The 26,082-nt window shown below is 61.3% G+C and carries 26 protein-coding genes, 1 tRNA gene and 1 pseudogene; 13 read left to right on the top strand and 15 right to left on the bottom strand.

Going from position 1 to position 26,082, the window contains the following annotated elements:
- The first annotated feature begins 113 nt into the window (after window positions 1–113).
- Window positions 114–1,646 carry a peptidoglycan DD-metalloendopeptidase family protein gene (locus NKJ73_RS07275; protein ID WP_352568852.1) on the top strand — a complete coding sequence of 511 codons (1,533 nt, stop codon included), beginning with the start codon at window positions 114–116 and terminating at the stop codon, window positions 1,644–1,646.
- 97 nt (window positions 1,647–1,743) lie between these two features.
- On the opposite strand, the gene NKJ73_RS07270 is transcribed toward NKJ73_RS07275, so the two are convergent.
- On the bottom strand, window positions 1,744–2,619 hold the full coding sequence (locus NKJ73_RS07270; RefSeq protein WP_352568851.1) for an ATP-binding protein: 876 nt from the start codon (window positions 2,617–2,619) through the stop codon (window positions 1,744–1,746).
- 292 nt (window positions 2,620–2,911) lie between these two features.
- On the opposite strand from NKJ73_RS07270, the gene yajC reads away from it, so the two are divergent.
- Genes yajC through NKJ73_RS07250 form a run of 4 tightly spaced genes read left to right on the top strand, consistent with a single transcriptional unit; the run spans window position 2,912 to window position 7,115 of the window.
- On the top strand, window positions 2,912–3,253 hold the full coding sequence (gene yajC / locus NKJ73_RS07265) for a preprotein translocase subunit YajC (RefSeq protein ID WP_352451381.1): 342 nt from the start codon (window positions 2,912–2,914) through the stop codon (window positions 3,251–3,253).
- A 51-nt stretch (window positions 3,254–3,304) separates the two neighbouring features.
- Window positions 3,305–5,857 (top strand): protein translocase subunit SecDF, encoded by a 2,553-nt coding sequence (secDF, locus tag NKJ73_RS07260; protein WP_352568850.1) that lies wholly within the window; start codon window positions 3,305–3,307, stop codon window positions 5,855–5,857.
- 15 nt (window positions 5,858–5,872) lie between these two features.
- Complete coding sequence (locus NKJ73_RS07255; RefSeq protein WP_352568849.1) at window positions 5,873–6,262, top strand: Mth938-like domain-containing protein; 390 nt, start codon at window positions 5,873–5,875, stop codon at window positions 6,260–6,262.
- A 25-nt stretch (window positions 6,263–6,287) separates the two neighbouring features.
- The gene (locus NKJ73_RS07250) at window positions 6,288–7,115 is read left to right on the top strand and encodes a phytoene/squalene synthase family protein (protein ID WP_502894606.1); all 828 of its coding nucleotides are present in this window, start codon (window positions 6,288–6,290) and stop codon (window positions 7,113–7,115) included.
- Between the two features lie 26 nt (window positions 7,116–7,141).
- On the opposite strand, the gene trmFO is transcribed toward NKJ73_RS07250, so the two are convergent.
- From trmFO to NKJ73_RS07235, 3 genes are all read right to left on the bottom strand, one after another.
- The gene (trmFO, locus tag NKJ73_RS07245) at window positions 7,142–8,551 is read right to left on the bottom strand and encodes a methylenetetrahydrofolate--tRNA-(uracil(54)-C(5))-methyltransferase (FADH(2)-oxidizing) TrmFO (RefSeq protein ID WP_352568848.1); all 1,410 of its coding nucleotides are present in this window, start codon (window positions 8,549–8,551) and stop codon (window positions 7,142–7,144) included.
- A 374-nt stretch (window positions 8,552–8,925) separates the two neighbouring features.
- On the bottom strand, window positions 8,926–9,066 hold the full coding sequence (locus NKJ73_RS07240; protein WP_023678914.1) for a DUF1127 domain-containing protein: 141 nt from the start codon (window positions 9,064–9,066) through the stop codon (window positions 8,926–8,928).
- 48 nt (window positions 9,067–9,114) lie between these two features.
- Entirely contained in the window at window positions 9,115–9,255 is a 141-nt protein-coding gene (locus NKJ73_RS07235; protein WP_023678913.1) for a DUF1127 domain-containing protein, read from the bottom strand.
- A 222-nt stretch (window positions 9,256–9,477) separates the two neighbouring features.
- Here NKJ73_RS07235 and NKJ73_RS07230 point away from each other — a divergent pair, with 222 nt between their 5' ends.
- Both NKJ73_RS07230 and NKJ73_RS07225 read left to right on the top strand, forming a co-directional pair.
- Window positions 9,478–10,596, top strand: a complete 1,119-nt coding sequence (locus NKJ73_RS07230; RefSeq protein ID WP_352568847.1) for a DUF2157 domain-containing protein — start codon at window positions 9,478–9,480, stop codon at window positions 10,594–10,596.
- Window positions 10,593–11,177, top strand: coding sequence for a GDYXXLXY domain-containing protein (locus NKJ73_RS07225; protein WP_352568845.1), 585 nt, complete (start codon window positions 10,593–10,595; stop codon window positions 11,175–11,177). The genes NKJ73_RS07230 and NKJ73_RS07225 overlap by 4 nt, the downstream gene beginning before the upstream one ends.
- A 91-nt stretch (window positions 11,178–11,268) precedes the next feature.
- Here NKJ73_RS07225 and NKJ73_RS07220 read toward each other — a convergent pair.
- Window positions 11,269–11,353, bottom strand: a tRNA-Leu gene (locus tag NKJ73_RS07220).
- 343 nt (window positions 11,354–11,696) lie between these two features.
- Between NKJ73_RS07220 and tig the strand changes: the two genes are divergently transcribed.
- The 5 genes from tig to NKJ73_RS07195 all read left to right on the top strand — a co-directional run bounded on the left by tig (window position 11,697) and on the right by NKJ73_RS07195 (window position 16,628).
- Window positions 11,697–13,172: a trigger factor gene (tig, locus tag NKJ73_RS07215; protein ID WP_023678910.1), complete on the top strand. Its 1,476-nt coding sequence runs from the start codon at window positions 11,697–11,699 to the stop codon at window positions 13,170–13,172.
- A gap of 160 nt (window positions 13,173–13,332) precedes the next feature.
- On the top strand, window positions 13,333–13,854 hold the full coding sequence (locus NKJ73_RS07210) for a hypothetical protein (RefSeq protein ID WP_023678909.1): 522 nt from the start codon (window positions 13,333–13,335) through the stop codon (window positions 13,852–13,854).
- A 212-nt stretch (window positions 13,855–14,066) separates the two neighbouring features.
- Window positions 14,067–14,420 carry a c-type cytochrome gene (locus NKJ73_RS07205; protein WP_502894605.1) on the top strand — a complete coding sequence of 118 codons (354 nt, stop codon included), beginning with the start codon at window positions 14,067–14,069 and terminating at the stop codon, window positions 14,418–14,420.
- Between the two features lie 146 nt (window positions 14,421–14,566).
- The gene (locus tag NKJ73_RS07200) at window positions 14,567–15,499 is read left to right on the top strand and encodes a heme o synthase (protein ID WP_023678907.1); all 933 of its coding nucleotides are present in this window, start codon (window positions 14,567–14,569) and stop codon (window positions 15,497–15,499) included.
- A gap of 316 nt (window positions 15,500–15,815) precedes the next feature.
- Window positions 15,816–16,628, top strand: a complete 813-nt coding sequence (locus NKJ73_RS07195; protein WP_023678906.1) for a DUF2189 domain-containing protein — start codon at window positions 15,816–15,818, stop codon at window positions 16,626–16,628.
- 66 nt (window positions 16,629–16,694) lie between these two features.
- Here the strand turns inward: NKJ73_RS07195 and NKJ73_RS07190 are convergent, their stop codons facing one another.
- The 10 genes and pseudogenes from NKJ73_RS07190 to NKJ73_RS07145 all read right to left on the bottom strand — a co-directional run bounded on the left by NKJ73_RS07190 (window position 16,695) and on the right by NKJ73_RS07145 (window position 24,492).
- Window positions 16,695–17,168, bottom strand: coding sequence for an aminoacyl-tRNA deacylase (locus tag NKJ73_RS07190; RefSeq protein WP_023678905.1), 474 nt, complete (start codon window positions 17,166–17,168; stop codon window positions 16,695–16,697).
- A 144-nt stretch (window positions 17,169–17,312) separates the two neighbouring features.
- Window positions 17,313–17,717: a cytochrome C oxidase subunit IV family protein gene (locus NKJ73_RS07185; protein WP_023678904.1), complete on the bottom strand. Its 405-nt coding sequence runs from the start codon at window positions 17,715–17,717 to the stop codon at window positions 17,313–17,315.
- A gap of 10 nt (window positions 17,718–17,727) precedes the next feature.
- Window positions 17,728–18,450: a heme-copper oxidase subunit III family protein gene (locus NKJ73_RS07180; RefSeq protein WP_023678903.1), complete on the bottom strand. Its 723-nt coding sequence runs from the start codon at window positions 18,448–18,450 to the stop codon at window positions 17,728–17,730.
- A 13-nt stretch (window positions 18,451–18,463) separates the two neighbouring features.
- On the bottom strand, window positions 18,464–19,168 hold the full coding sequence (locus NKJ73_RS07175; RefSeq protein WP_352568844.1) for a cytochrome c oxidase subunit 3: 705 nt from the start codon (window positions 19,166–19,168) through the stop codon (window positions 18,464–18,466).
- On the bottom strand, window positions 19,165–20,934 hold the full coding sequence (gene ctaD, locus NKJ73_RS07170) for a cytochrome c oxidase subunit I (protein WP_023678901.1): 1,770 nt from the start codon (window positions 20,932–20,934) through the stop codon (window positions 19,165–19,167). Before ctaD ends, NKJ73_RS07175 begins: the two co-directional genes overlap by 4 nt.
- Window positions 20,935–21,025: 91 nt before the next feature.
- Window positions 21,026–21,841, bottom strand: coding sequence for a cytochrome c oxidase subunit II (gene coxB / locus NKJ73_RS07165; protein ID WP_023678900.1), 816 nt, complete (start codon window positions 21,839–21,841; stop codon window positions 21,026–21,028).
- A 168-nt stretch (window positions 21,842–22,009) separates the two neighbouring features.
- Window positions 22,010–22,166: pseudogene (locus NKJ73_RS07160) on the bottom strand (efflux RND transporter permease subunit); the annotation flags it as partial.
- Window positions 22,167–22,208: 42 nt separating this feature from the next.
- Window positions 22,209–23,555 carry a PQQ-dependent sugar dehydrogenase gene (locus NKJ73_RS07155; RefSeq protein WP_352451368.1) on the bottom strand — a complete coding sequence of 449 codons (1,347 nt, stop codon included), beginning with the start codon at window positions 23,553–23,555 and terminating at the stop codon, window positions 22,209–22,211.
- A complete protein-coding gene (locus tag NKJ73_RS07150) occupies window positions 23,555–24,004 on the bottom strand; it encodes a DUF2231 domain-containing protein (protein WP_352568843.1) in 450 nt (149 codons plus the stop codon). The genes NKJ73_RS07155 and NKJ73_RS07150 overlap by 1 nt, the downstream gene beginning before the upstream one ends.
- 131 nt (window positions 24,005–24,135) lie before the next feature.
- Complete coding sequence (locus NKJ73_RS07145) at window positions 24,136–24,492, bottom strand: SPW repeat protein (RefSeq protein ID WP_352451366.1); 357 nt, start codon at window positions 24,490–24,492, stop codon at window positions 24,136–24,138.
- A gap of 493 nt (window positions 24,493–24,985) precedes the next feature.
- On the opposite strand from NKJ73_RS07145, the gene NKJ73_RS07140 reads away from it, so the two are divergent.
- On the top strand, window positions 24,986–26,080 hold the full coding sequence (locus NKJ73_RS07140; RefSeq protein WP_352451365.1) for a glycosyltransferase family 4 protein: 1,095 nt from the start codon (window positions 24,986–24,988) through the stop codon (window positions 26,078–26,080).
- The last annotated feature ends 2 nt before the right edge of the window (window positions 26,081–26,082 follow it).

Here is a 26,082-nt window from a genome sequence, read left to right as displayed (position 1 = left end):
GATCCTCGAATATTTTAAGAAAATTTGCGTCTGATTCTACAGGTTTAACCGACCGGTAACATTAACGCGCTTTAATCACACTCAGTTGTACCGGGTCTGTGCGGGTTAGTGCGATGCAATTCAGTGTTTTGAAGGCAAACGGACGCAATCTGGCGCGTGGCTGCGCCGTCCTCATGATCGCAGGCGCTGCGACGGGGTGTAGTTCCCAGGTGGCGCGGTTCAACAGCGTCGATGACGTGTTCACCGCCTCGACCAACAACCAGCGCGCCATCATCGACAAGCAGGATGCTGCCCAGCCTTATCCGGGCGATGTTGCGGCCGCGCCGATCGACGGCAGCCACACCCAGTCGGTCAGCCGCTCAAGCCTCGAACCGGTTACGGCGCAGCAGTTGCCACCGCCGGCTCCCGCCCTGGCACCCGCCGCCCGCCCGGTGCGTACCGCTGCCGCGCCGGCGATGGCGCCTGCCGCTCCTCGTGTCGACAGGACGGCAACCGGCACCGTCGCTCCGGCGGCAAGGCCGTTCAAGAACGCCGAGCCCGACGCGCCGCGCATGGCGACGGCCGCCGGCGCACCGCATGCAGCCGAGATCGTCGTCAAGGACGGCGAGACCATTTCCGGCCTGTCGCGGCGCTACGGCGTGCCGGCCGATGCCATCATGAAAGTCAACGGGCTGAGCGCGACCAAGGGGCTGAAGACCGGCCAGAAGCTCGTCATCCCGGCCTATGCGTATTCGAGCAACGGCGCCACGCCGAAAGTCGCCGACGCCAAGCCCGCGAACGGCACCAGGCACGACCAGCCGGCCGACGCGCCGGAGAAGGTGGCCGTGCTGCCGCAGCAGCCGAAGCTCAGGGAAGGCAAGTCTGCCGCGCAGGTGGACGCCTCGGCTGCCGCAAGCCAGCCGAAGGATGGAAAGACCGCGCCCAAAGTGGCTTCGGCGACGGCCAAGCCAGCCGGTGCCGGCGGCACCTACACGGTTCAGCAAGGCGATACGCTGTCGGCCATCGCCAGAAAGACCGGCGTCGGCATCGTCGCGTTGAAGCAGGCGAACGGCATGCAGGATGGACTGCTCAAGATCGGCCAGACCCTGAAAGTGCCGGCAGGCGGAACCGCTGTCGTCGCCGGCGCGAAGCCGGCAAAGGTCGATCCGGTGACGACGGCCACCACCCAGCCGCCTGCCAAGGCCACGCCGACGCAGACGCTCGCCTCCTACACGCCGCCAAAGAAGGACGCGAAAGTCATCCAGCAGGCCGAGGACGACGATGCGGTGGCGCCGGACGCAACCGGCATCGGCAAGATGCGCTGGCCGGTGCGCGGCCGCGTGATCTCAAGCTTCGGTGGCGGCAAGGACGGCGTCGACATTGCCGTGCCCGAGGGGACGCCGGTCAAGGCAGCTGAAAATGGCGTCGTCATCTATGCCGGTGACGGCCTCAAGGAATTCGGCAACACGGTGCTGGTGCGGCACGAAAACGGTCTGGTCACCGTCTACGGCCACACCAGCTCGATCGAGGTGCAGCGCGGCCAGAAGGTCAAGCGCGGCCAGGAAATCGCCCTGTCCGGCATGAGCGGCACCACCGACTCGCCGAAACTGCATTTCGAAGTGCGCAAGAACTCGGCGCCGGTCGATCCTTCGACCTATCTCGAATAGACGACGAAAAGCGATTTGCGGGCCACCTGACCTTCAGCCCGCCGAGGAAGTCCGCTCCGCAAGGTGCGGGCTTCTTCTGCTGTTAGTCCTTGAGCGGCTAATCCTTCAGCGATTTGCCGAGCCGGCCTGCCAGATCCTGGGTGAACTGCCAGGCGACGCGGCCCGAACGGCTGCCGCGCGTCGTCGCCCATTCCAGCGCCTCGGCGCGCAGCGTCTCGGGATCGATGGCGAGACTGTGATGGCGGACATAGCCGTCGATCATGTCGAGATATTCGTCCTGCGAACATTTGTGGAAGCCAAGCCACAGGCCGAAACGGTCCGACAGCGAAACCTTTTCCTCGACCGCTTCCGACGGATTGATCGCCGTCGAGCGCTCATTGTCGATCATGTCGCGCGGCAACAGATGCCGCCGGTTCGAGGTGGCGTAGAAGATGACGTTGGCCGGGCGGCCCTCGACGCCGCCTTCAAGAGCTGCCTTCAGCGATTTATAGGACGTGTCGTCGTGGTCGAATGACAGGTCGTCGCAAAACAGGATGAAGCGGAAGGGTGCCGCCTTCAGCAGTCCCATCAGCTTCGGCAGCGTGTCGATGTCTTCGCGATGGATCTCGATAAGCTTGAGCGGCAGGTCGAGCTTGGCCGAAGCGTTGACCGCGGCGTGCACCGCCTTGACCAGCGACGATTTGCCCATGCCGCGCGCGCCCCACAACAGCACGTTGTTGGCAGCGTAGCCGGAGGCGAAGCGCTCGGTGTTGTCGACCAATATGTCGCGGACGCGGTCGACGCCGCGGATCAGGCCGATGTCGACGCGGTTGACCTTGCGCACCGGCTCCAGATAGCCGGGATCGGCCTGCCAGACGAAGCAATCGGCCTCGCCGAGGTCGGTTTGCGGCACCGGTGGTGGGGCGAGGCGGGCGACCGCCTCGATCAGGCGGTCGAGCTTCTGGCTCAGGATATCGATGGTGCTGTCGGTCATCTCATGTCTTTTTTGTTTCGCTTTCAGGATGGTGCGGCAGGCCAACCTACCTGATTTCAGCGGTTTCGAAACTCGTCCCAAGCATTTGTTCGGGCATGATCTTTTGCGGAAACCGAGCGTCGCTTTTGGGGATCACCCTCTAACACGGCTCACCAGGCCGGAAAAGCAGCCGATTTGCCCGGCCGCGCAGTTGCATTGGCAACGTTACCGACTATATTCCGGCCAAATTTGGCGGGGCCGTCAAATTCCCAGAACGGTTTGGCGGCTGTTTTTAAAATTCAGGAGTACCTCGATGTTCGTGACACCGGCATACGCCCAAGGCATCGGCGGGGACTCGTCCGCAATGTTTATCCAGATCGTGCCGTTTGCTCTGATTTTCGTGATCATGTATTTTCTGATCATCCGGCCGCAGCGCACGCAGCTAAAGAAGCGCGGCGAGATGCTGGCGGCGGTTCGTCGCGGCGATACCGTTGTCACCGGCGGCGGCTTGGTCGGCAAGGTGACCAAGGTGATCGACGATAACGAGCTGGAGATCGACCTTGGCGGCGGCACCAAGGTGACGGCGCTGCGCTCGACGATCGCCGACGTGCGCGTCAAGGGCGAGCCGGTGGCGAACCAGAACGCCAAGAAATAACCGAATTGTCGGCGGAACGATCCGCCAGTACGCCCTGACGGACGACGCCATATGCTTTATTTTTCGCGCTTCAAGATGATCCTGATCTGGCTGGCCGTGGCCGCCACAGTGGTCCTCGCTGCGCCCAACCTTTTTTCCGCCAGCACGCTGGCCAAGTTGCCCGACTGGGTGCCGAAGCGGCAGATGACGCTCGGCCTCGACCTGCAGGGCGGCTCGCACATCCTGCTCAGGATGGATCCGAACGATCTGATCAAGGACCAGCTGGAGACGACGCGCGACGAAATTCGAACGCTGCTGCGCAATGCCAAGGTCGGCTATACCGGCCTTTCCGGATCGGGCCGCAGCGTTCAGGTCCGCATCACCGATGCCAATCAGGTCGATGCCGCCAAGAATGCGTTGAAGACATTAACCGATCCGGTGCAAGCTGGCCTGTTCAGCGGCGGCTCCATCCGGGAGATGACACTGGATGAATCCCAGCCCGGCCTGCTCAAGTTCACCGTCACCGATGCCGGCATCAAATACCGCACCTCGGCGGCGCTGACGCAGTCGATCGAGGTCGTCGGTCGCCGCGTCAACGAGCTCGGCACCACCGAGCCGATCGTGCAAAGGCAGGGCGACGATCGCGTTCTGGTCCAAGTGCCGGGCCTGCAGGATCCGCAGCGGCTGAAGGAGATCCTCGGCCAGACCGCCAAGCTGACCTTCCAGATGGTCGACCAGTCGATGCCGGTGCAGGATGCGCTCAAGGGCCGCCCGCCGGCGGGGTCCTCGGTGCTCTATTCGCAGGACGATCCGCCCGTTCCCTATCTGATCGAGAACCGCGTCATCGTCTCGGGTGAAGACCTCGACAAAGCGAGTGCGACCTATAACTCCCAGACCAACGAGCCGGTGGTTTCGTTCACCTTCAATTCCAGGGGAGCGACGCGGTTCGGCCAGGCGACATCGCAGAATGTCGGCAAGCTGTTCGCCATCATCCTCGACAATCAGGTGATTTCGGCGCCGCAGATCCGCGAACCGATCCTTGGCGGCAGCGGCCAAATCTCGGGCAATTTTACTGCCGAGAGCGCCAACGACCTCGCCGTGCTGCTGCGTGCCGGCGCTTTGCCGGCGACCCTCACCGTGATCGAGGAGCGCACGGTTGGCCCTGGCCTCGGCCAGGACTCCATCCATGCCGGCAAGGTCGCCGGCATCATCGGGTCAATCCTGGTGGTGGCGTTCATGTTCGTCGCCTATGGTTTCCTCGGCTTCCTCGCCAACATCGCGCTGGCGGTGCATGTTGCGATGATCGTCGGGCTGCTGTCGCTGCTTGGAGCGACGCTGACCCTACCTGGTATCGCCGGTATCGTGCTGACCATCGGCATGGCGGTCGATTCGAACGTCCTCATCTATGAACGCATCCGCGAGGAGCGACGTGCCGGCCGCTCGGTCATTCAGGCGATCGATACCGGTTTCAGCAAGGCGCTGGCGACCATCGTCGATTCCAACGTGACCTCGCTGATCGCAACCGTGGTGCTGTTCTGGCTCGGAACCGGGCCGGTGAAGGGCTTTGCCGTCACCTATGCCATCGGCATCCTGACCACGGTCTTCACCGCCTTCACCTTCACCCGCCTGCTGGTGTCGATCTGGCTTCGCCGGGCCCGTCCGAAGGAGTTGCCGCGCGCGCCGGTGACCTTCATTCCGCCGGGAACGAAAATTCCGTTCATGGGCATCCGCCGCTGGACGTTCACACTGTCCAGCGTGCTTTCGGTGCTGTCGGTCATCGGCTTCATGACCATCGACATCAATTACGGCATCGATTTCAAGGGCGGCTCACTGATCGAGGTGCAGGCCAAGACCGGCAATGCTGATCTCGCCGACATCCGCGGCAGGCTGACGGAACTCAACATCGGCGAGGTGCAGGTTCAGCAGTTCGGCGAACCGAACGACGTGCTGATCCGCGTCGGCACGCAGGAGGGCGGCGAGAACGCCGAACAGACCGTCATCGACAAAGTGCGCGGCGAGCTGCAGGACCAGTATGATTTCCGCCGCGTCGAAGTGGTCGGGCCGACGGTCTCGGGCGAGCTTGCCAAGCAAGGCACCATTGCCATGCTGGTCGCGCTGCTCGGCATCCTGATCTATGTCTGGTTCCGCTTCGAATGGCAGTTCGCGGTCGGCGCCATCGTTGCGACCGTTCACGACGTGGTCATGACGATCGGCTTCTTCGTCATCACCGGCCTCGAATTCAACCAGTCGTCGCTGGCGGCGATCCTCACTATCATCGGTTATTCGCTCAACGATACGATCGTCGTCTATGACCGTGTTCGCGAGGATCTGCGAAAATACAAGCGAATGCCGCTGCCGCAATTGCTGAACAACGCCATCAACGAGACGCTGTCGAGGACGACGCTGACCTCGGTGACGACGATCCTGGCGCTGCTGGCGCTGGTGCTGTTCGGCGGCGAGGTGATCCGCTCGTTCACCATGGCCATGCTGTTCGGCGTCGTGTTCGGCACCTATTCGTCGATCTTTATCGCCGCGCCACTGCTTATCCTGTTCAAGCTGCGGCCGCAGGCCACAGCGTCCGATGAGGAAAAGCCGGTGGGCGGCGGCAAAGCCATAGCCACCTGACGGCTTGCCTCAAAAGTGGCCAAGGGCATCGTCATCCGCGAGGCGCATTTCCCCGGCCGCGCACCGATCGAGGCTTACGGCAATGGCGGTTTCCGCTTTGCCGACATGTCGCATCGCGGCTCGCTGCTGTGCCTGCCTTCTGGCATCTATGGCTGGGAGCCGGCCGATCCGTTGGCGCTGACGGCAGCGGATTTCACCAAGCTGTTCAACGAGGCCGCCAAGGTCGAGATCCTGCTGGTCGGCAGCGGCAAGGATCTGAGGCCGTTGCCGACCGCGCTGCGTGCCGCGCTGAAGGACGCCGGCATTTCCGCCGATCCGATGTCGACCGGGGCGGCGGTGCGGACCTATAATGTGCTGCTGGCTGAAGACCGCGCCGTGGCGGCAGCACTCCTCGCCGTCGACTGACGTGGCCGAAAACACCAAAGTCGTCATGGAGACGGTGCGCGCCGCCGATCATGACCGCTATCTGACCGCGCTCTACGCGCCCGAAGACAAGCGGGACGCGCTGTTTTCGCTCTATGCCTTCAACGCCGAAATTGCCGGCATACGCGATCGCATCCGCGAAGCGCTGCCGGGCGAGGTCCGGCTGCAATGGTGGCGCGATGTCATCGCCGCCGAAGAGGATGAGGCAGAGATTGGCCATCCCGTGGCGGACGCGCTGAAGGCGACGATTTCCACTCACCGCCTGCCCAAGGCCGCTTTCGACAATATGCTCGAAGCGCGCGTCTTCGATCTCTATGACGACCCGATGCCGTCGCGCACCGATCTCGAAGGCTATTGCGGCGAGACTGCCGCCGCGCTCATCCAGCTTGCGGCGATCGTGCTCGATCCGGCCGAAGCACCGCGCTTTGCCGAACTTGCCGGCAGGGCAGGTTGTGCGCAGGCGATGACCGGTCTGCTGCTTCTGCTGCCGCTGCATCGCAAGCGGGGACAGTGCTTTGTCCCGGCCGACATTTTGGCAGCGGCGGGATCCTCGCCGCAAGAATTCGTTACAGGCGACGGCGGGCCGGGCGCGGAACGCGCCGTTGCCGCGATGATCGCGCTGGCACGCGAGCATCTTTCCGCTTTCGAGCAGGGGGCGTCCACCCTGCCGGTTTCACTGCGTCCGGCCTTTCTGCCGCTGGCTCTGACGGGCGCGTATCTCGGCAAGATGGAGGGCTCCCGCCACTCACCGCTTGATGGCGCGGTGCGGCTTTCGGCCTTGCGCCGGCATTTGCTCTTGTTCCGGCGCGCGACGCGGGGCTGGCCGGTCGCATAGAGGCTGCCGCGTAGCCAACCTGATCGTTATTCCGCAGCTTCGGCCTGGGAAGGCAGCCCCAGCCATTCGCGGCAGTCGGCGAGCGCGCGCGATGTCACGGCGTGCCGCTTGGCAACCGTCTTGTCCTTGCCGCGCAGCCGCTTGCCCTCGATCTTTGGCGCGTCCACGGGCGGGAACAGACCGAAATTGACGTTCATCGGCTGGAAGGAGCGCTTTCCCGGCTCGTCGTCGGAGACAATATGGCCGCCGGTGATGTGGTTGAGCAAGGCGCCGAAGGCGGTGGTCAAGGGCGGCAGCGACGGCGCGTGGCCAAGCCTTTCGGCGGCGGCAAAGCGCCCGGCAAGCAGACCGATGGCGGCGCTCTCGACGTAGCCCTCGCAGCCGGTGATCTGGCCGGCAAAGCGCAGGCCGGGTCGCGACTTCAACTGCAGCGACGCGTCGAGCAGCGTCGGCGAATTGATGTAGGTGTTGCGGTGCAGGCCGCCTAGGCGGGCAAATTCGGCGTTTTCCAGCCCGGGGATGGTGCGGAATATGCGCACCTGCTCGGCGTGCTTCAGCTTGGTCTGGAAGCCGACCATATTGTAGAGCGTACCCAGCGCATTGTCCTGGCGGAGCTGGACGACGGCATACGCCTTTACAGACGGATTATGCGCATTGGTCAGTCCCATCGGCTTCATCGGCCCGTAGCGCAATGTCTCGACGCCGCGCTCGGCCATCACCTCGATCGGCAGGCAGCCGTCGAAATAGGGCGTGCCTTCCCATTGCTTGAATTCGGTTTTCTGGCCGTCGACCAGCGCCTGCACGAAGGCAAGGTACTGCTCCTTGTCCATCGGGCAGTTGATGTAATCCTTGCCGGTGCCGCCGGGGCCGACCTTGTCGTAGCGCGACTGGAACCAGCAGATATCCATGTCGATCGTGTCGAAATGGACGATCGGCGCGATGGCATCGAAGAAGGCGAGTGCGTCGGCGCCGGTTGCTTCCGCAATCGATTGGGCGAGCGAAGGCGCGGTCAGCGGGCCGGTGGCAACGATCGCCTGGTCCCAATCCGCCGGCGGCAGGCCCGGCATTTCCTCGCGCCGAATGGTGATGAGCGGGTGGGCTTCGAGCTTTCTGGTCACCGCTTCGGAAAACCCGTCGCGGTCGACGGCCAGCGCACCGCCGGCCGGCACCTGGTGAGCATCGCCGGCGCTCATGATCAGCGAACCAGCCAGCCGCATTTCGGCGTGCAGCAGGCCGACGGCATTGGTTTGCGCATCGTCGGAGCGGAAGGAATTGGAACAGACGAGCTCGGCCAGCCCGTCGGTCTTGTGCGCATCGGTGCCGCGGACGGGACGCATTTCATGCAGGACAACGGGAACGCCGGCTTCGGCCGCCTGCCAGGCGGCTTCGGAGCCGGCAAGTCCGCCGCCGATAACGTGAATGGGGTTCTTGTCCATGAGCGCCGAAATAGTCGCTTGGCGCAAGGATTGCAATTGCCACGCGGGAGAATGGCTGACGGGGGAAGCCGCCCCAAAACAACAACACCCGCCGGGGGAGGAGGTCCGGCGGGTGTCGTTTTGTTGGTCGATCCTCGGGAGGAGGTGAAGATCGACCGTATTCGTCATCGCCGGGGAGGAGGTCGGCTTTGACGAAATTCTTTTCGCCATTTGAAAGGGCGCGAAACCCTTTTTAGAAACAACCTGGAAACAGCGCCCGCCGAGGGAGGAGGTCCGGCGGGCGCCGTTTTTGTGGTCAACCCTCGGGAGGAGGTGAAGGCTGACCGTATCCGTCAGGGTCGGGGAGGAGGTCGACCCTGGCGAAATTCTTGTGGTTAGATCGCCCTGCGAGCGACCATCTTGATCTCGTCGCGGACGATGCCGAGATCGTTGAGCTGGCGATTCGACAGGCGACCCAGCTCGGTAACCGTCTCGCGGTAGACGCGCCAGTTACGATAGTTGCGGATCAGGTTCATTGTCGTTCTCTTTTCAAAACTGGTTCGGACCATTTGCGGCCCGAAGGATTAGACCGCCTTGCGGGCGACGTAGTGAATGTCGCTGCGGCTGATGCCGAGGTCGGTCAGTTCACGGGTGCTCAGGCGGTTCAGCTCGGACACGGTGTCCCTATAGCGGCGCCAGTTGCGATAGTTGCGGATCAGGTTCATGGTAGTCTCGTTTCGTCTTTCTTTCGGATCATTCCGTCTTTGTGTGCACCGTGAAAATAGGTGGGGTCATATCGATTTAAAAGCGCTATTGGTGCATGGCAGCAATGCAAATTGTGCAATGCAGCATTAACGCGCGTCCGGCTTTCCGCCCAGATCGGAAAATGCCGTTAGGTCAAACGCTTGGCCGGACGAGCTAAAAGGACCAAGCAAAGGGGGAGGGGCATGGCGAGCTATTCGTCACGGGTCAGGTCGGATATCGCACGATGGCAACAGGCCGGCCTGATCGACGCGCCGACAGCCGATGCGCTGACGCGCGACGTCGAGGCAAACGAACGCAAATCGCTGAGTTTCGGCTCGATCCTGGCGATGATGGCGGCGCTGCTGTTCGGCGCGGCTATCCTGATCTTTATCGCCGCCAACTGGGAAGTCATCCCGCGGCTGGTGCGGGTCGCGGCACTTTTTGCCGTTATCCTTGCCGGCTATGTCGGCGGCGCGGTGCTGAAGATGCGCGACCATGCGGCGATCGGCGAGGCGCTGTGGATCGTCGCGGCAGCAGCGTTCGGCGGATCGATCGCGCTGATCGGCCAGATGTATCATTTGTCGGGCGACGAGGCCTCGGCCTTGATCACCTGGGGCGCCGGCACGGCGCTGGCGGCGGTGGCGCTGCGCTCAAACCCGCTGACCGTCGCTGCTGTCGGCATCGCCGATGCCTGGCTGTTCCTGAGAGGGTTCGACTACTTCCGGCGCACGGAATTTCCGCATCTCTTCGTGGTCATGGCGCTAATTCTGTTCGCCGTTTCGTTCTGGACGCGCAGCCAGGCGGCGCGCCACCTGATCATCCTGTCGGTGCTTTTCTACCTCGTGCTGTTGGCCATGGAATACGACACGCTGCAAGTCGCCATCCCGCTCGTTGCCGCGTCGGTGCTGCTTTTTACCGCTGCGATCTTTGCTGCCGGGCCGGTCGAGAGGGTTTTGCAACTCGGCGGCAGGTTGCCCTTGCACGCGCTGATCGGCTTTCTCACCGGCCTGGCGATGATCCAATTCGAACTGGCGGATGAAAGCAGCTACAATAGCGGCTTCGCCATTGCCTCGGCTGTTGCGCTGGCCGGCATCGTCGCGGCGATCGTGCTGGGCGGCCGCGAGAGCCGGGGACTGCGCTGGGTTGCCTATGCGGGCTTCGCCTTCGAACTCGCCATCATCTATGTGGTGATGCTGCAATCAATGCTCGACACGGCAGGCTTCTTCCTTGCGGCGGCGGTGCTTCTCGCCGTTCTTGCTTTCATTATCATCCGCATAGAAAAGCGCATGAACGCCTCGAACATGACAGGAGCGGCGGCATGATGACCGGCAAAAGACTGATCATCTCGGCGCTGGTCCTGGCGCTCGTCCAGATCGGCTTTCTGAGCTGGATCATCGCCGGACGCGCGGCGATCCTGCGCGATGGCAGGCAGGTCCTGCTCAGGGTCGAGCCGATCGATCCGCGCGATCTCTTGCGCGGTGACTACATTCTGCTCGGCTACGATATTTCGCGCATACCGGTGAAGCTGATCGGCAACATTCCGGCCGGCAAGCTTTCCAGCGAGGAAACGTCGATCGTGGTCAGGCTGAAGCAGGGCGCCGACGGCTATTGGGGGCCGACCGCGGCTTGGTTCGGGCAAGCGCCGGCGCCGGCAGCATCCGATGAAGCCGATATCGTCGGACACGTCTCCGAGGGCTGGAATATCAGCCAGGGAGCAACGACGATCGCGCCGGATTACGGCATCGAGCGCTTCTATCTGCCGGAAGGCGAGGGGATGGCGATCCAGAACGACATGCGGGTGCGGCCGTTCGGCATCCGGGTGGCGATTGCGGCGAACGGCACGGCGCAGATCAAGGCGCTGGTGGATGGCGACAAGACACTGTTCGAGGAGCCGCTTTACTAGATCGCGCTACGGCCTTGGCAATGATCCTCCTTCGCCAAGGCTTCGGAGGAGCTTCGAGTGGCCTGCCACCTGCAGCTCGAAGAGCGAAGGGTGGTGCGGATGAAGGGACTCGAACCCCCACGCCTTTCGGCACTGGAACCTAAATCCAGGGCGTCTACCAATTCCGCCACATCCGCATTGCCCGGCCAATCCCATGTAGCCATCATTCTGTCAATGTCAGAGCCCACATCGGCATCATTGGCCGGAATGCAAAGATGGTTGAAAATCGGCCGCGCCTGTGACAAAAGGCGTGTCGAATGTGACGGGACGCGACGATCCGCTTCTGCAGAATGTGATAAGAAGTAGGAAAAACAAAGACTTATTCACATTTTGGAGCGTATTTCTGGAGGATTTGTGCCGCGTTGAGCGGACAGATCGCCAAGTCCCGCACCAAAAGCCATTCCCGGCAAGATCATACCGGCAGGCTGTAAACGGCAGGGGCCGTTTGACGGCCTCATTGGTGGAAACAAAGGTTTTATGATGCAGGTCACCGAAACGCTCAACTCCGGTCTCAAGCGCGAGATCAAGATCACCGTGCCGGCCGGTGACATGGAAGCCAAGCTGATGGCGCGGCTCTCCGACGCCAGGAACAAGGTCCGCATCAACGGCTTCCGCCCCGGCAAGGTGCCGGTGCAGCATCTGCGCAAGGTCTACGGCAAATCATTCATGGCCGAAGTGGTCAACGAGATTCTCAATGATTCGACCCGTTCGATCATCACCGGGCGCGGCGAAAAGGCCGCCATGCAGCCTGAAGTGATCATGACCGAGGACGAGAAGGAAGCCGAGAAGATCCTGGCAGGCGGTGCCGATTTCGAGTTCCGCCTGAACTATGAGGTCATTCCGCCGATCGAGATCAAGGATTTCTCCGACATCAAGGTGACGCGCCAGGTGTTCGACGTGCCGGATGAAGAGATCGACGAGCAGGTCAAGCGTGTCGCTGAATCCGCCCGCACTTACGAGCCGAAGACCGGCAAGGCCGCCGAGGGCGATCGCGTGACCATCGATTATGTCGGCAAGATCGACGGCGAAGCCTTCGGCGGCGGCGCCGGCACCGATCAGCCGCTGGTGCTCGGCTCGAAGGAATTCATCCCCGGCTTCGAGGACCAGCTGGTCGGCAGCAAGGCCGGCGACGAGAAGCAGGTCACGGTTACCTTCCCGGAAAACTACCAGGCGGCGCATCTGGCCGGCAAGGAAGCCACTTTTGACGTGACGATCAAGGAAGTGTCGAAGCCCGGTGCGCTTGAGATCAACGACGAGATGGCCAAAAATCTCGGCCTTGAATCGCTGGAGCGCCTGCGCGAGGTGGTGCGCGGTCAGATCGAGAACCAGTTCGGCTCGATAACGCGCCAGAAAGTCAAGCGGCAGTTGCTCGACCAGCTCGACGCTGCTTACTCGTTCGAGGCGCCGTCCAAGCTCGTCGAGGCCGAGTTCAACAACATCTGGAACCAGGTCAACCGCGACCTCGAAGCTGCTGGGCGCACCTTTGCCGACGAAGAGACGACGGAAGAAGAAGCGCGTGCCGAATACATGCGGCTTGCCGAGCGCCGCGTGCGTCTCGGCCTGGTTCTCGCCGAAATCGGCGAGAAGGCCGGCGTCACCGTGACGGACGAGGAATTGCAGCGCGGCCTGTTCGAGCAGGTGCGTCGCTATCCGGCCAACCAGCAGCAGGAAGCCTTCGAATTCTATCGCAATAATCCCGAAGCGCTGAACACGTTGCGCGCGCCGATGTTCGAAGAGAAGGTGGTTGACCATCTGCTCGGCCAGATTTCGGTCACCGATGTCAAGGTCAGCAAGGAAGAGCTGCTGGCCGACGACGAGGATACGGAGACAACCAAGGCCAAGCCGGCGAAGAAGGCGGCTGCGAAAAAAGCGGACACCAAGAAGGCCGACGACGACGCTGAAGAGCCGAAGAAAAAGGCCGCGCCGAAGAAGAAGGCCGCCAAGGACGCTGAATAACGTCCCTGCTGAATTCCGAAAGGCCGCCTTCTCGAGGCGGCCTTTTTCGTTGTGGCGCAGACGCAACGGATTTCACGCATCTGGCGGTCGAGGTAGCGATATGAAGCTTTGATGATTATCTGCGCTGGGTTGCTGACCGCAGCGGTTGTTGGAGGCATCGTTGAGACAGTTCTTCGGTATCGGAAGCGTGGCGGCGGCGTTCCTGCTTGCGTCGGTCTGCGGCATTGCCCAGGCTGATACGGTTCTCGACAACTGGCGGTTCGACAAGAGCAGCGATGGCCTTGTCACCGCCTCGCTTTACGCGACCAACAAGCTCATCACCGGTGGCGGCGCATTGAGCTACAGCCCGGTTTTGACGATCGCCTGCCGGACAGCCGGCGAACCGCGTTGGAGCGAATGGCTGCAACTGAGCGACACCGTTTCCGCCAGCCGAACCATCGCCATGTCGGTGACTGTCGGCCAATCCGGCAAGCTCAACGAAAGCTGGTCGGTCGGCCCGCGCAGCAGAATGCTGGTCCGCGACGGTGCCGACGGCATCAGGCGACTGATTTCCGCGGACCGGCTGCTGCTGTCCTGGCGGTTCGGGCTGCTGTCGGGGCGCGGCAAAGCCGAGTTTGACCTCACCGGAGTTGAAGAGGCGATCGGCCGGATCGCCGCCAGCTGCAACACCAAATTGCCTTGAGCAGATTGTCCGCATTAAACCTTTGCATGGCCGAACTCTACCTGCCGGCCGGGTTCTGTGGTATGTAGGTGCCGCAACCCCAGGCATTGGATATCCGTTCTGCCATTCAAGAGCGCATGCCAGCGGACTAAATGTCGGCCTGTGCAGGTCAGCCAGGGCAAATTGGCGATCAGGGAGGAAATGCCATGCGTGCCATTGTGTTTTTCATCATCATGTCCGTCGCCACCGTCATTGCCGGCCCCTCGCGGGCACAGGATGCCGCGGCGGGTGAGAAGGTCTTCGCCAAATGCAAGGTCTGCCATATCGCGGACAAGGATCAGAACAAGATCGGTCCGTCCTTGAACGGCGTCATCGGCCGAACGGCCGGCACGCATCCAGGGTTCAGCTATTCCAAGGCTATGACCGAGGCCGGAAAATCCGGCGTTAAATGGGACGAAGCCACGCTGACGACCTACCTTCGCGATCCCAAGGCGATGGTCAAAGGAACCAAGATGGCGTTTGTCGGCCTCAAGAAAGACGAGGACATCGCCAACGTCATTGCTTATCTGAAGCAATTCTCCAAATAGCCCGGCTCTTCCGCCGGGTCTTGGCATAGCAAACAGGTCGAGGCATAGCCTCGGCCGCAATCTGCCGGCAGTGTCGGTGGGAGGGCGGCTCGTTGCAAAAAAGACATTGGCCGGCTAGGCTGCCATTCCCATCGGTGGTCGTCTGAATGTCGACTGAAGAAAGCCGTCTCAAGGATACCGGCATCCGCCTCTCGGAGGCGACGGCGGGTGATTTCTTTGCGCTTTTGAAGCCACGCGTCATGGCGCTTGCCGTGTTTACTGCCTTCGTCGGCCTGATGATGGCGCCCGGCGTGATGAATCCAGTTATCGCCGTAATTGCCATCGGCGCAATCGCGGTTGGAGCGGGAGCCGCCGGCGCGCTCAATATGTGGTACGACGCAGACATAGACGCCTTGATGTCTCGCACGTCCAAGCGACCAATTCCGTCCGGTCGCGTCACGCCTGGCGAAGCTCTCAGCTTCGGTCTGGTGCTTTCCGCACTGTCGGTCATGACGCTCGGCGTGCTGGTGGGGTGGCTCGCCGCATCGTTGTTGGCGTTCACCATCTTTTTCTATGTTGTTATCTACACGATGTGGCTGAAGCGCTCGACGCCACAGAATATCGTCATAGGCGGCGCGGCAGGCGCCCTTCCTCCGGTGATCGGGTGGGCTGCTGCAACCGGCGCAATCGGCATTGAAAGTCTCATCCTGTTTCTGATCATTTTCCTCTGGACGCCGCCTCATTTCTGGGCGCTGGCCCTTTTCAAGGTCGGTGACTATGCCGCGGCGGGGGTCCCGATGATGCCGAATGTGGCCGGCCAGCACTCGACCAGAAAACAAATCTTCGCCTATTCGCTGCTCTTGGCGCCAATCGGCGTGCTTCCTTGGGGCTTCGGCTTCGCGAGCGGATATTACGGCACTGTTTCAGCCGCGTTGGGTGCAGGTTTCATTTGGCAGGCCTGGAAGGTTCTCGTCGCCGACAAGGAGATGAAGCCGGCAAAGGCACTGTTTGCGTATTCGATTGTCTATCTTTTCGCAATATTTGCGGCGTTGCTTGCCGACACCATTGTAATGCGAGTGATCGCTTCAGCCGACTATTGACCCCGGCTCAAAACATCACGTTGGCAGAGCACAAAATCCCAGCAACAGCAGAATAATGACGCCAAGGCCGAGTATGAGAACTGTCCTTCCGTCCATGACCTTCACCTTCGACTAGAAGAGCATATCGAAGAACGGCGTCCGTAGCTAGTCAGGCTACCCGGGAGCTCCTACTCCCGGGCCTTCCTACAAAGCGCGACAAGTCCCCCGCATGAGAGTATATTGATCATGGTGCAGGTCGCGGTTTGCGTGGGCCAATCATGCAGAACGGCAGCACCGTAAAACGCGACCTTACCGGACCTGGTCTGGAGGAATGGTCATGGCAAGCTTTCACGTGATAGCAGGCGCCAGCGAGACGCTGGAACACACCAGAATTCGAAAAATCGGTGTCTCCGATCTTTTTGATGCGCTCAGGCGTGGCGTCGATGATTTCATGGTCAAACCGTCGCACATCGTTTTTCTCTGCCTGATCTATCCGATTGCGGGAGTCGTGCTTGCTGTCTGGACATCAGGTAACAACACGCTGCCATTGCTGTTTCCGCTTGTATCCGGCTTTGCACTGATTGGTCCGTTCGCGGCGATCGGCCTCTATGAGATCAGCCGGCGACGGGAAGCCGGGCTCGACGCCTCGTGGAGGCACGCCTTTGAAGTCAGGAGTTCTCCGGCACTGCCGGCTATTGCAGCGGTCGGCGTCATGCTGCTTGCGATCTTTATCGCCTGGCTTTTGACGGCCCAGATATTCTACCAGACCCTGTTCGGCCCGGCGCCGCCGCAATCGCTGTCCAGCTTCATCAGTGAAATATTCGCCACGGGACGCGGCTGGACGCTCATCATCCTGGGTCACGCCATCGGCTTCGTGTTCGCCGCGGTTGTGTTGTGCACCACGGTCGTCGCATTCCCGTTGTTGCTCGACCGCGATGTCGGCGCCTACGAAGCCATCCACACCTCGGTGCGCGTTGTCCTGGCCAACCCGATCGTGATGGCCGTGTGGGGCCTTATCGTCGCCGTCGCCCTGATCGTCGGCTCGCTGCCAGTGTTCGCCGGGTTGGCAGTCGTGCTGCCGATCCTTGGTCATGCGACCTGGCATGTCTATCGGAAAGTTGTGGAATCGCCGCCGGCCACCAGACCGTGAGCTGAAAAAAACCTGCCCTGCGCGCACCGGTGAAAGTGCCGGTGCGGGCAGGGTGGGGCAGAGCTTTCAATAGGCCGGGTGGCTGAAACGGGCCTGGCGCGCGTCCTTTGTCAGGTCGCGGAAATCCTTGCCGCTCACATGCACCAGCGTCCTATGGTCACCGCCCTCGAAATAGACTTCGGGAGCGTCGCCGAGGCTTTCATCGAGGACCACTGGCACATCATAGGCAGCGCCGATCGGCGGCACAGCGCCGACATCGCAATCGCCGAACAACGAGACCACCTCGTCTTCGGAGGCAAGTCCAAGAGGCTTGTCCATGACATCCTGCAATGTCGCGAGTTCTATCCTGTGCGTGCTTGGAACCACGGCGAGCGCGTAGCCACGGTCGTGGTGAACGACCACCGATTTGGCCATTATGCTGCCAGGCACATGTGCCGCAATGGCGGATTGTCTGCTTGTCGCCGTGCGGTGATGCTCGACAGTGTCGTAGGAAATTCCTTTTCTGTCGATGAAGTCCTTCAGTCTGTTTGCGATGGTCATCTTGGGCGCCCCTTGCTGGTGTTCGCGACGCATGTGGAAACGCCGGCATTGCCTGTCGTTTCCGATACCAACAGAAATGGACCAGCCGTGGATTGTTTCAAGGCGAAGGCTCCAGGACCGGACCGCCTGGATCCGGATTGCATGTCAGGGCCCGGCCCCGAAAAACGCCATTCGGGTGAGAAGCGTGTAGTCCGCTTCGAAGACCATCATCGTCACGAACACCAGCACCAGCACCGGCGGCAGGATGATTGCATATGTCAGCGCCAGCCGTTCCCAGGCCATGTGCATGAAGATGGCGACGATCAGCCCTGCCTTGAGGATCATGAAGATCAGGATCAGCGACCATCTGAGATAGCCGTGGAGACCGAAATAGTCGACCAGATAGGAGCAGGTGCTGAGGATGAACAACCAGGCCCAGACCACCAGATAGAGCTTGATCGGGTGCTCTTGATGAACCTCCGCCGGGGTAAACCCGGTCGTCGTCGCATCATGGGTACGGGCGCTGTCCAGCGCATGCTGTCCCAGGCCGTTTGCGGTTGCTTCAGCCATGTCCTGCCTCTCACCAAAGATAGAAAAATGCGAAAATGAACACCCAGACCAGGTCGACGAAATGCCAGTAAAGCCCCATGATTTCGACGTTCTCGTAGCGGCCCCTCCGGCTGGTGAAGAAGCCGGGCCGTCCGACGTCGTAGTCTCCGCGCCAGACCTTTCGCGCCACGATGATCAGGAAGATCACCCCGATCGTCACGTGCGTGCCGTGAAAGCCGGTAATCATGAAAAAGGATGCGCCGAACTGGGCAGCGCCCCAAGGATTGCCCCAAGGCCGCACGCCCTCGGTGATCAGCTTGGTCCATTCGAAGGCCTGCATGCCGACGAAGGTCGCGCCGAGTGCTGCGGTCAAGAGCATCAGCACTGCCGTCTTGCGGCGGTCGCGGCGGTAGCCGAAATTGACCGCCATGGCCATCGTTCCGCTGCTCGAGATCAGCACGAAGGTCATGATGGCGATAAGGATCAGTGGAATGTCGGAGCCGCCGATGCGCAGGGCGAAGACCTCGCTCGGATTGGGCCACGGCACGCGTGTTGAGATACGCGCGGTCATGTAGGAGAGCAGGAAGCAGCCGAAGATGAACGTGTCGCTGAGCAGGAAGATCCACATCATGGCCTTGCCCCAGGACACGTTTTTGAACGCCCGCTGATCCGAGGACCAGTCGGCGGCGATGCCTTGCCAGCCTGCGGGCCGCGGCTCTGTTCGGCCGATGTGGGCCAGTGTCGTCTCTGCCATCCGCCCGTTCCTCCTAGGTCAGCAACCCTCGGCAAATGTCGATTAAAGTCGAAGCCCAGCCGGCCAGAAGCGCAAAGATGGCGAGCCAGACGAAAAGCAGGAAATGCCAGTACATGGCGCACAGCTCGACACTGAGGCGAAGCCGCTGCGGCTGCGCTCCGTTCCAGGCGCCGACGCTCGTTCTGCCCAGCCCGACCAGTCCTCCCAGTATATGCAGGCCATGCATTCCCGTTAGCAGGTAGAAGAAGCTGTTGGCCGGATTGGATGCCAGAAAATAGCCGTCCGCACTCAGTTCCCGCCATGCCACAAGCTGTCCAATCAGGAAGACGAGCGCCGTGAGTCCAGCGGTGGCGAGGCCAAGCCTGACCATGTCCACTTGACCCTTGCGCGCCGCGAGCGAAGCGCAGTGTATCGCAATGCTGCTCAAGACCAGTACGCCGGTGTTAAGCCAGAGCAGGGGCGGGATGGGCAGCGGCCGCCAATCCGACAGCGCCATGCGCATGAAGTAAGCACTGGTGAACAGCGCGAACAGGCAGCCGACGACGGCAAGGAAGACGCCGAGACCGATCTTTGCGGTCGGCAGCGCCGATCGGTCCAGAGCGACAAAATCCCCGATCATACCTTGCTCGAGCCACGGTTTCGTCATTAGCCGCTGATGGGAAAGCCACCACCCGGCAATACCGGCGATCACGAGCAGGAAGACCAGGATTACGCTCATGCCGGCTCCCTGGAGGGCGCGAAGGAGCCCGGAACGTTTTGCGGTATGAAGTCCTCCTTGGCTCCCGGTACGCTGTAGTCATAGGCCCAGCGATAGACGATCGGCAGATCCTTGCCGAAATTGCCGTGGGCGGGCGGTGTTTCGGGCGTCTGCCACTCGAGCGTCGTTGCCCGCCACGGATTGCCGCCAGCCTCACGGCCATGGCGGATGCTCCAGATGAGATTGAACAGAAACACAATCTGAGCAAAACCGACTATAAAAGCCATGATGCTGATAAACGAGTTCAGGTGATGGGCCGATTCCGTCATGATCGTCATGTCGGTCAATTCGTTGTACCGCCGCGGCACGCCCATCAAGCCGAGATAGTGCATGGGAAAGAAGATCAGATAGGCGCCGAGGAAGGTGACCCAGAAATGGAACCGGCCCAGTGTCTCGTTCAGCATCCGGCCGGTGACCTTCGGATACCAGTGATAGATCGCGCCGAAGATTACGATGATCGGGGCAACCCCCATGACCATATGGAAATGGGCGACGACGAACATCGTGTCCGACAGCGGAACGTCGACGACGACATTGCCAAGAAATAGCCCAGTCAACCCGCCATTGACGAAGGTGACGATGAAGGCCAAGGCAAAAAGCATCGGTATGGTGAGGTGGATGTCGCCGCGCCACAGCGTCAGCACCCAATTGTAGACCTTGATGGCTGTTGGGACGGCGATGATCAATGTCGTTGTGGCGAAGAAAAAGCCGAAATAGGGATGCATGCCACTGACATACATGTGGTGCGCCCAGACCACGAAGCTCAGCGCGCCGATGCCGACGATGGCCCAGACCATCATGCGGTAGCCGAAGATGTTCTTGCGCGCGTGGGTGCTGATCAGGTCGGATACGATGCCGAAGGCCGGAAGCGCCACGATGTAGACCTCCGGATGGCCGAAGAACCAGAACAGATGCTGGAACAGGATCGGGCTGCCGCCGCCGTGCTGCAACTGTTCGCCCATCTCGACGATCGCCGGCATGAAGAAGCTGGTGCCGAGCGCCCGGTCGAGCAGCATCATCACGCAGGCGACGAACAGCGCCGGGAAGGCGAGCAGCGCCATGATGGTGGCGGTGAAAATACCCCAGACAGTAAGCGGAAGGCGCATCAGCGTCATGCCGCGCGTGCGCCCCTGCAGCACCGTCACGACATAGTTCAAGCCGCCCATGGTAAAGCCGACGATGAACAGGATCAGCGAGACAAGCATCAGGATGATGCCCCAGTCCTGGCCGCCTGGCGTACCGGTCATGATCGCCTGCGGCGGATAGAGCGTCCAGCCGGCACCCGTCGGTCCGCCGGGCGCAAAGAAGCTCGACACCAGGACCAGCACGGCGAGCAGATAGATCCAGTAGCTCAGCATGTTGACATAGGGAAAGACCATGTCGCGAGCACCAACCATCAACGGGATCAGATAGTTGCCGAAGCCGCCCAGGAAGAGTGCCGTGAGCAGGTAGATCACCATGATCATGCCGTGCATGGTGATGAACTGGTAGTAGGCTTCCGGGGTGATGAAGTCGAATGTGCCGGGGAAGCCGAGTTGCAGCCGCATCAGCCAGGATAGCACCAGCGCGACCATGCCGATCGCTGTCGCCGTCGCCGAATACTGGATGGCGATGACCTTGGCGTCCTGCGAGAAAACGTATTTCGTCCACCAGCTGTGCGGATGGTAGAGTTCCATTTCCGCGACTTCGGCCGGCGGTACCGCATCTGCAGGTGTGATATCGACCATAGGAACACCTCCGTGCCCTTTTCGGCCAGCCCGACAGTTCGGGCTTGCCACACTAATTTCAATCCCGACGGCGCGCCGTCGTTCCGGTTTCCTACTCTGCCGAGCCCATCTGCTGGGGGGCGGACAGCTGCGCAAAAGTCTGCTGCTGGCCAAGCCACGCCAGATAGTCTTCCTGAGTATCGACCATGACCACGCCATGCATCATCGGATGTCCCTGGCCGCAGAGTTCGGCACACAGGACCTGGAAGGTCCCCGTCTTGGTCGGAGTGAACCAGAAATAGGTGACCGAGCCCGGGATCATGTCCATCTTGGCGCGGAATTCCGGCACGTAGAAATCGTGCAGCACATCGACCGAGCGGAGCAGCATCTTGACCGGTTTGCCTACCGGGAGGTGCAGGTCGGCCGCTTCCACTACGACATCGTCCTGGCCGTTGGCATCGGTGGCGATGACGCCGAGTGGATTTTCAGCGTTGACGTCGCGAGTGTCGGATGTGCCGAGCTTGCCGTCCTTGCCGGGGAGGCGGAAACTCCATTGCCACTGCTGGCCGACGACTTCGACCTCGGTTGCGTCACTTGGAACGTTAACGAACCGGCTCCAGACGAACAGGCCTGGAACGAGCAAAGCGGTGACCCCAACCGCGGTGACGACCGTCAGCCAGGATTCGAGCCGCCTGTTCTCAGGTTCATATGCCGCCTGATTGCCTTCCCGATGACGGAAGCGGAAGACGCAATAGGCCATGAAAAGAACCACGGCGGCGAAGACGACACCGGTGATCCAGAAAGTTATGATGATGGTGTTGTCGATATAGTCCCAGTTCGAGGCAATCGGCGTCCACCACCATGGGCTCAGGAAGTGGAACAACACCGAGCCCACGACTATCAGAACGAGTACAAGCGCAACGGCCATGTCCCGGTTCCTCCCGGTATTCCAAGCGGCGCAAGCCGTCCCCGGGAAATACCAAGTGCATCATAACTTGATTTGCGATGAAAATTCTAGAGCCGGCTGTGGGAAGGGCAAAAATACCATTTCGGCGCTGGCGGTCCTTCGGTTCGGCGATGATCAGCGGCAGCGCGTGGCAAACATCGTCAGCGTCGAGTAACCGGCAAGGGCGGGCACGCCGAATGTGCCCGGCAGAGTCACCGGAACGGCGATCGTCGGGGATCGTCGCGCGCAGGTTCTGCAGGAACAGCAGCATGACGAAGAACGTCAGCACGATTGCTTCGAGCAGTGTCCGTTCACCTGCTCGACGCTCGACGAAGAGAGTGGAGCCAGTTTATTGGCCGGCAGATGTCACCCGCCAAACTGTGTTGCCGACGTCGTCGGCGATGAGCAGGGCCCCGGTTTTGTCGACAGCCAGGCCGACAGGCCGGCCGCGCGCCTTGTTGTCCTTGTCCAGGAAGTCAGTCACCACGTCGGTAGCGACGCCGCTCGGACGGCCGCCGCTGAATGGTACGAACACTACCTTGTAACCATTAAAACGCGTGCGGTTCCAGCTGCCATGCTCGCCAACGAAGGCGCCGCCGCGATATGCCTCGGGAAGGCTGGTTGCCGTATAGAAGGCCAGTCCCAGAGGGGCGACGTGGGAACTCAGTGCATAATCCGGAACGATCGCTTTTGCGACCAGGTCCGGACGTTGGGGCATGACGCGGGGATCGAGATGCTGGCCGTAATAGCTGTATGGCCATCCGTAGAAGCCGCCATCCTTTACCGAGGTCAGATAATCCGGCACGAGATTGGGGCCGAGCTCGTCGCGCTCATTGATCACTGCCCAGAGCGCCCCGGTCTGCGGCTCCCAGCTCAGGCCGTTTGGATTGCGCAAACCGCTGGCGAAAATGCGCGACCGGCCGGTGGCCCTGTCTACCTGCCAGATGGCGGCGCGGTTCTTCTCCGCCTCGATGCCGTTTTCGGCGACGTTGCTGTTCGAGCCGATGCCGACATAGAGCAGCGAGCCGTCGGGGCTTGCCACCAGGCTCTTCGTCCAATGGTGGTCGATCGGGCCGCCGGGCAGGGCGGTTAGCGGCGTCCCGGGCGCGGTGATCTTTGTGTCACCGGTGTTGTAGGGATAGCGGACGATGGATTCGGTATTGGCGACGTAGAGATCGCTTCCCACCAGCGCCACGCCAAAGGGGGAGCTCAGGTGGTCGAGGAATACGCTGGTCAGCTCCGGCTTGCCATCGCCATCGGTGTCGCGCAGCAGCGTAATGCGGTTGCTTGGGCCGCTGTCGCCGCCCGAGGTAACCCAGGATTCGATCCAGCCCATCACCAAATCCTTGGGCCGTTTGATCGGTTCGCCACCCGGCGCCTTGGACTCGACCACTAGGACGTCGCCATTGGGCAGCACGTAAAGCGACCGCGGATGCTGCAAGCCGTGGGCATAAGCCTGGATCTGCAGCCCCTGCGCGACGGTCGGCTTTTCGTCGTTCTTCCATCCGACCACGGAAGCGAGGTGCATGGGCGGGAAGAAATATTGGATCGGCTCCGGCAGGTTTGGATTCGGCCCTATCTGACTGCTGGGATCCGGGTCGTTGCCGCTGCACGCTGCAAGAGTGATCGCCGCAGTGCAAACGAGGACGGACACCGCGATGCGCCTGGTCTGACCGATGGAGCTTGCTATGCGCATCAATCCGCCACTCCGACGTGATGCCGGTACACCATGGACCAGCCCAGCCAACCAGTGAAGATGAGGATGAGCACGACAACCGCCGAGAGGATCAAGCCGGTAGGAACGATGGAGGTCCATGCATCGCGGGAGTGCACGAGCATGTTGATGATGGATAACGCCAGCGCCAGAAGATTGCCGAGCACGTGCGGCCAGGCGGGGGGCTGTGCCCTTATCAGCGGATTGGCCAGGAAATCGATCAGCCCCGCGATCGCTGCTAGGCAGCCCATGATCACGCCGACGGTAACCAGCCAAGCGGAGAAGTCAGCCCACATCATCTCCGCTGTTCGCCAATAGGCTAGATCCGTCAGCAGGGTGCCGACGAAGCAGGCGATCGGAAATGGCACGAGCATCGGATGAATAGGATGTCCCGCAATCCTGGCCGTCGAACGCGGATTGTCACCGACCATAATGCGCCATCCTTCCTATTCTCGTCCAAACAAACGCCGCCTGCCCGGCCTCCGGCGGCTGTTGCCGAGAGACCGGCAGACGACCGATAGATCCGTCAGGCCCAAAAAAGGGCGCTGGCTGGCTGCGCCTGTTAGGCGGCGGACTGGGTCGGCGGGTTCTGATACATCATCCAGAGCTCGATCGCCGCCAGCACGGCGACCAGAATGCCGATCACGACATGCACGGTCATCGCCGTGGTCGCCTGGAATCCAAGCACCCAGGGCGATGCGAGAACCCACAGTCCGACGACCAGGTTCACCCACTCTTCCCACACGGCAAATGCTGCGAGGGCGGCAACCGAAAGCACGACAATCAAGATTCCGCTGCCGAGGGCGTTCTGCGTCTGCGGGCCTGCCGCAAAGGTGAAGATCCAGGGGGAGAAGAACAGAATTGCCCCAAGGATCAGGTTGGCTACGTCACAGAGCCTGGCGTTTGTCCACTGGTTCATGGCATCCTCCATAGGGAGCGTTTATGGCTCCCGAGTTCGGCAAGGTGGTGCCTGAGTTCGGCGAGATGCGCCCGAAGCCGCTCACTCCGTGTCACGGTAGTGCCCTGCCCGGCTGGAATTCCGCATCTGGCGGTACTCCAGCCAAATCCGGCTATCTAACTGAATTCCGGGCTTTATGTTCCATTCGGCACCGGCACGCCTGGATCACTTGGTGGTGATCGAGCGATCCAAAGCTGCCTGTCAGGGGGCGGCGGGGCGGCGGCGCGTAGCTCATTCTGTCTTTTTATCGAGCCGGTGAAACATTTCTCATGGATCGCAGTTCTTGGATGCAGAGGAGTTGAATAAGGGCAACCTGATTGCACGGGAGGAGCACGGACGGCACAACTATAAATACGCTCTGCATAGAATACTTCGCAACTGGAAGCTCTCGCTTGTCTTGGTTGCCGCCGAAGCTTGTTTGAAAGACGGCGGTCGCCGCCGAAAAGATTTCTAAATGAAAATAGCCCAGATCGCACCGCTAACCGAATCCGTGCCGCCCCGAACCTACGGTGGAACGGAGCGAATTGTTTCGTATCTGACCGAAGAACTTGTCCGACAGGGCCACGAGGTGACGCTGTTCGCCAGCGCCGATTCTCGTACCTCAGCCGAGCTGGTGCGGTGTTGCGACGTCGCGCTGCGCCTGAACCCCAGGGTCCAGGACGGTGGTCCGCACCATGTTATGATGCTTGAACGGGTGCGCCGGCGAGCCGATGAATTCGACGTTTTACATTTCCACGTCGATGTCCTGCACTTCCCCATAATTCGGGATTTTGCCAGACGAACGGTTACCACGCTTCACGGCAGGCTCGACCTGCCCGATCTGGCGCAGCTTTATGCGATGTTCGACGACGTTCCCCTGGTCTCGATCTCCTTCGACCAGCGCCGGCCCATGCCGCCCGTCAATTGGGTTGGAACCGTGCATCACGGCCTGCCCCGCGATCTTCTGCCATTCCACCCGAACACCTCTGGCTATCTTGCGTTTCTCGGTCGCATCTCGCCGGAAAAGGGGCCGGAAGCGGCCATAGAAATAGCAGCGCGGGCCGGGTTTCCCCTGAAGATCGCCGCCAAGATCGACAAGGTGGACCAGTCGTTCTGGAAGGAAAGGGTCGAGCCGCAAGTGCTGCGGCATTCGAACGTGGAGTTCATTGGCGAGATCGATGAGCGGCAAAAGGCGGATTTTCTGGGCAATGCGATAGCGCTTTTGTTTCCGATCGACTGGCCGGAACCCTTCGGGCTCGTAACGATCGAAGCAATGGCCTGCGGTACGCCGGTGGTTGCGTTCCGGCGTGGCGCCGTCCCGGAGATCATCGATGACGGTGTGTCCGGATGGATCGTGGATACGGTGGAGGAAGCCGTGGGCGCGCTCCGGCGCATAGACAGCCTCGATCGCGCACGAGTGCGGCAGACGTTCGAGAAGCGGTTCACGGTCGAGCGCATGTGCAGCGATTATGTGGCACTCTACCGAGCACTCACGAGCGGCACGGCAGACGCAGTTGCCCCCACAAACGAGCTCTCCAGAAATATCGCGATGGTGGCTGTGCCGGGCTGAGG

The sequence above is a fragment of the Mesorhizobium sp. M0074 genome (assembly GCF_040322975.1).
Taxonomy (GTDB): domain Bacteria; phylum Pseudomonadota; class Alphaproteobacteria; order Rhizobiales; family Rhizobiaceae; genus Mesorhizobium.
The sequence above is the reverse complement of the archived record's forward strand: the minus strand, read 5'-3'. Positions and strand labels throughout refer to the sequence as shown.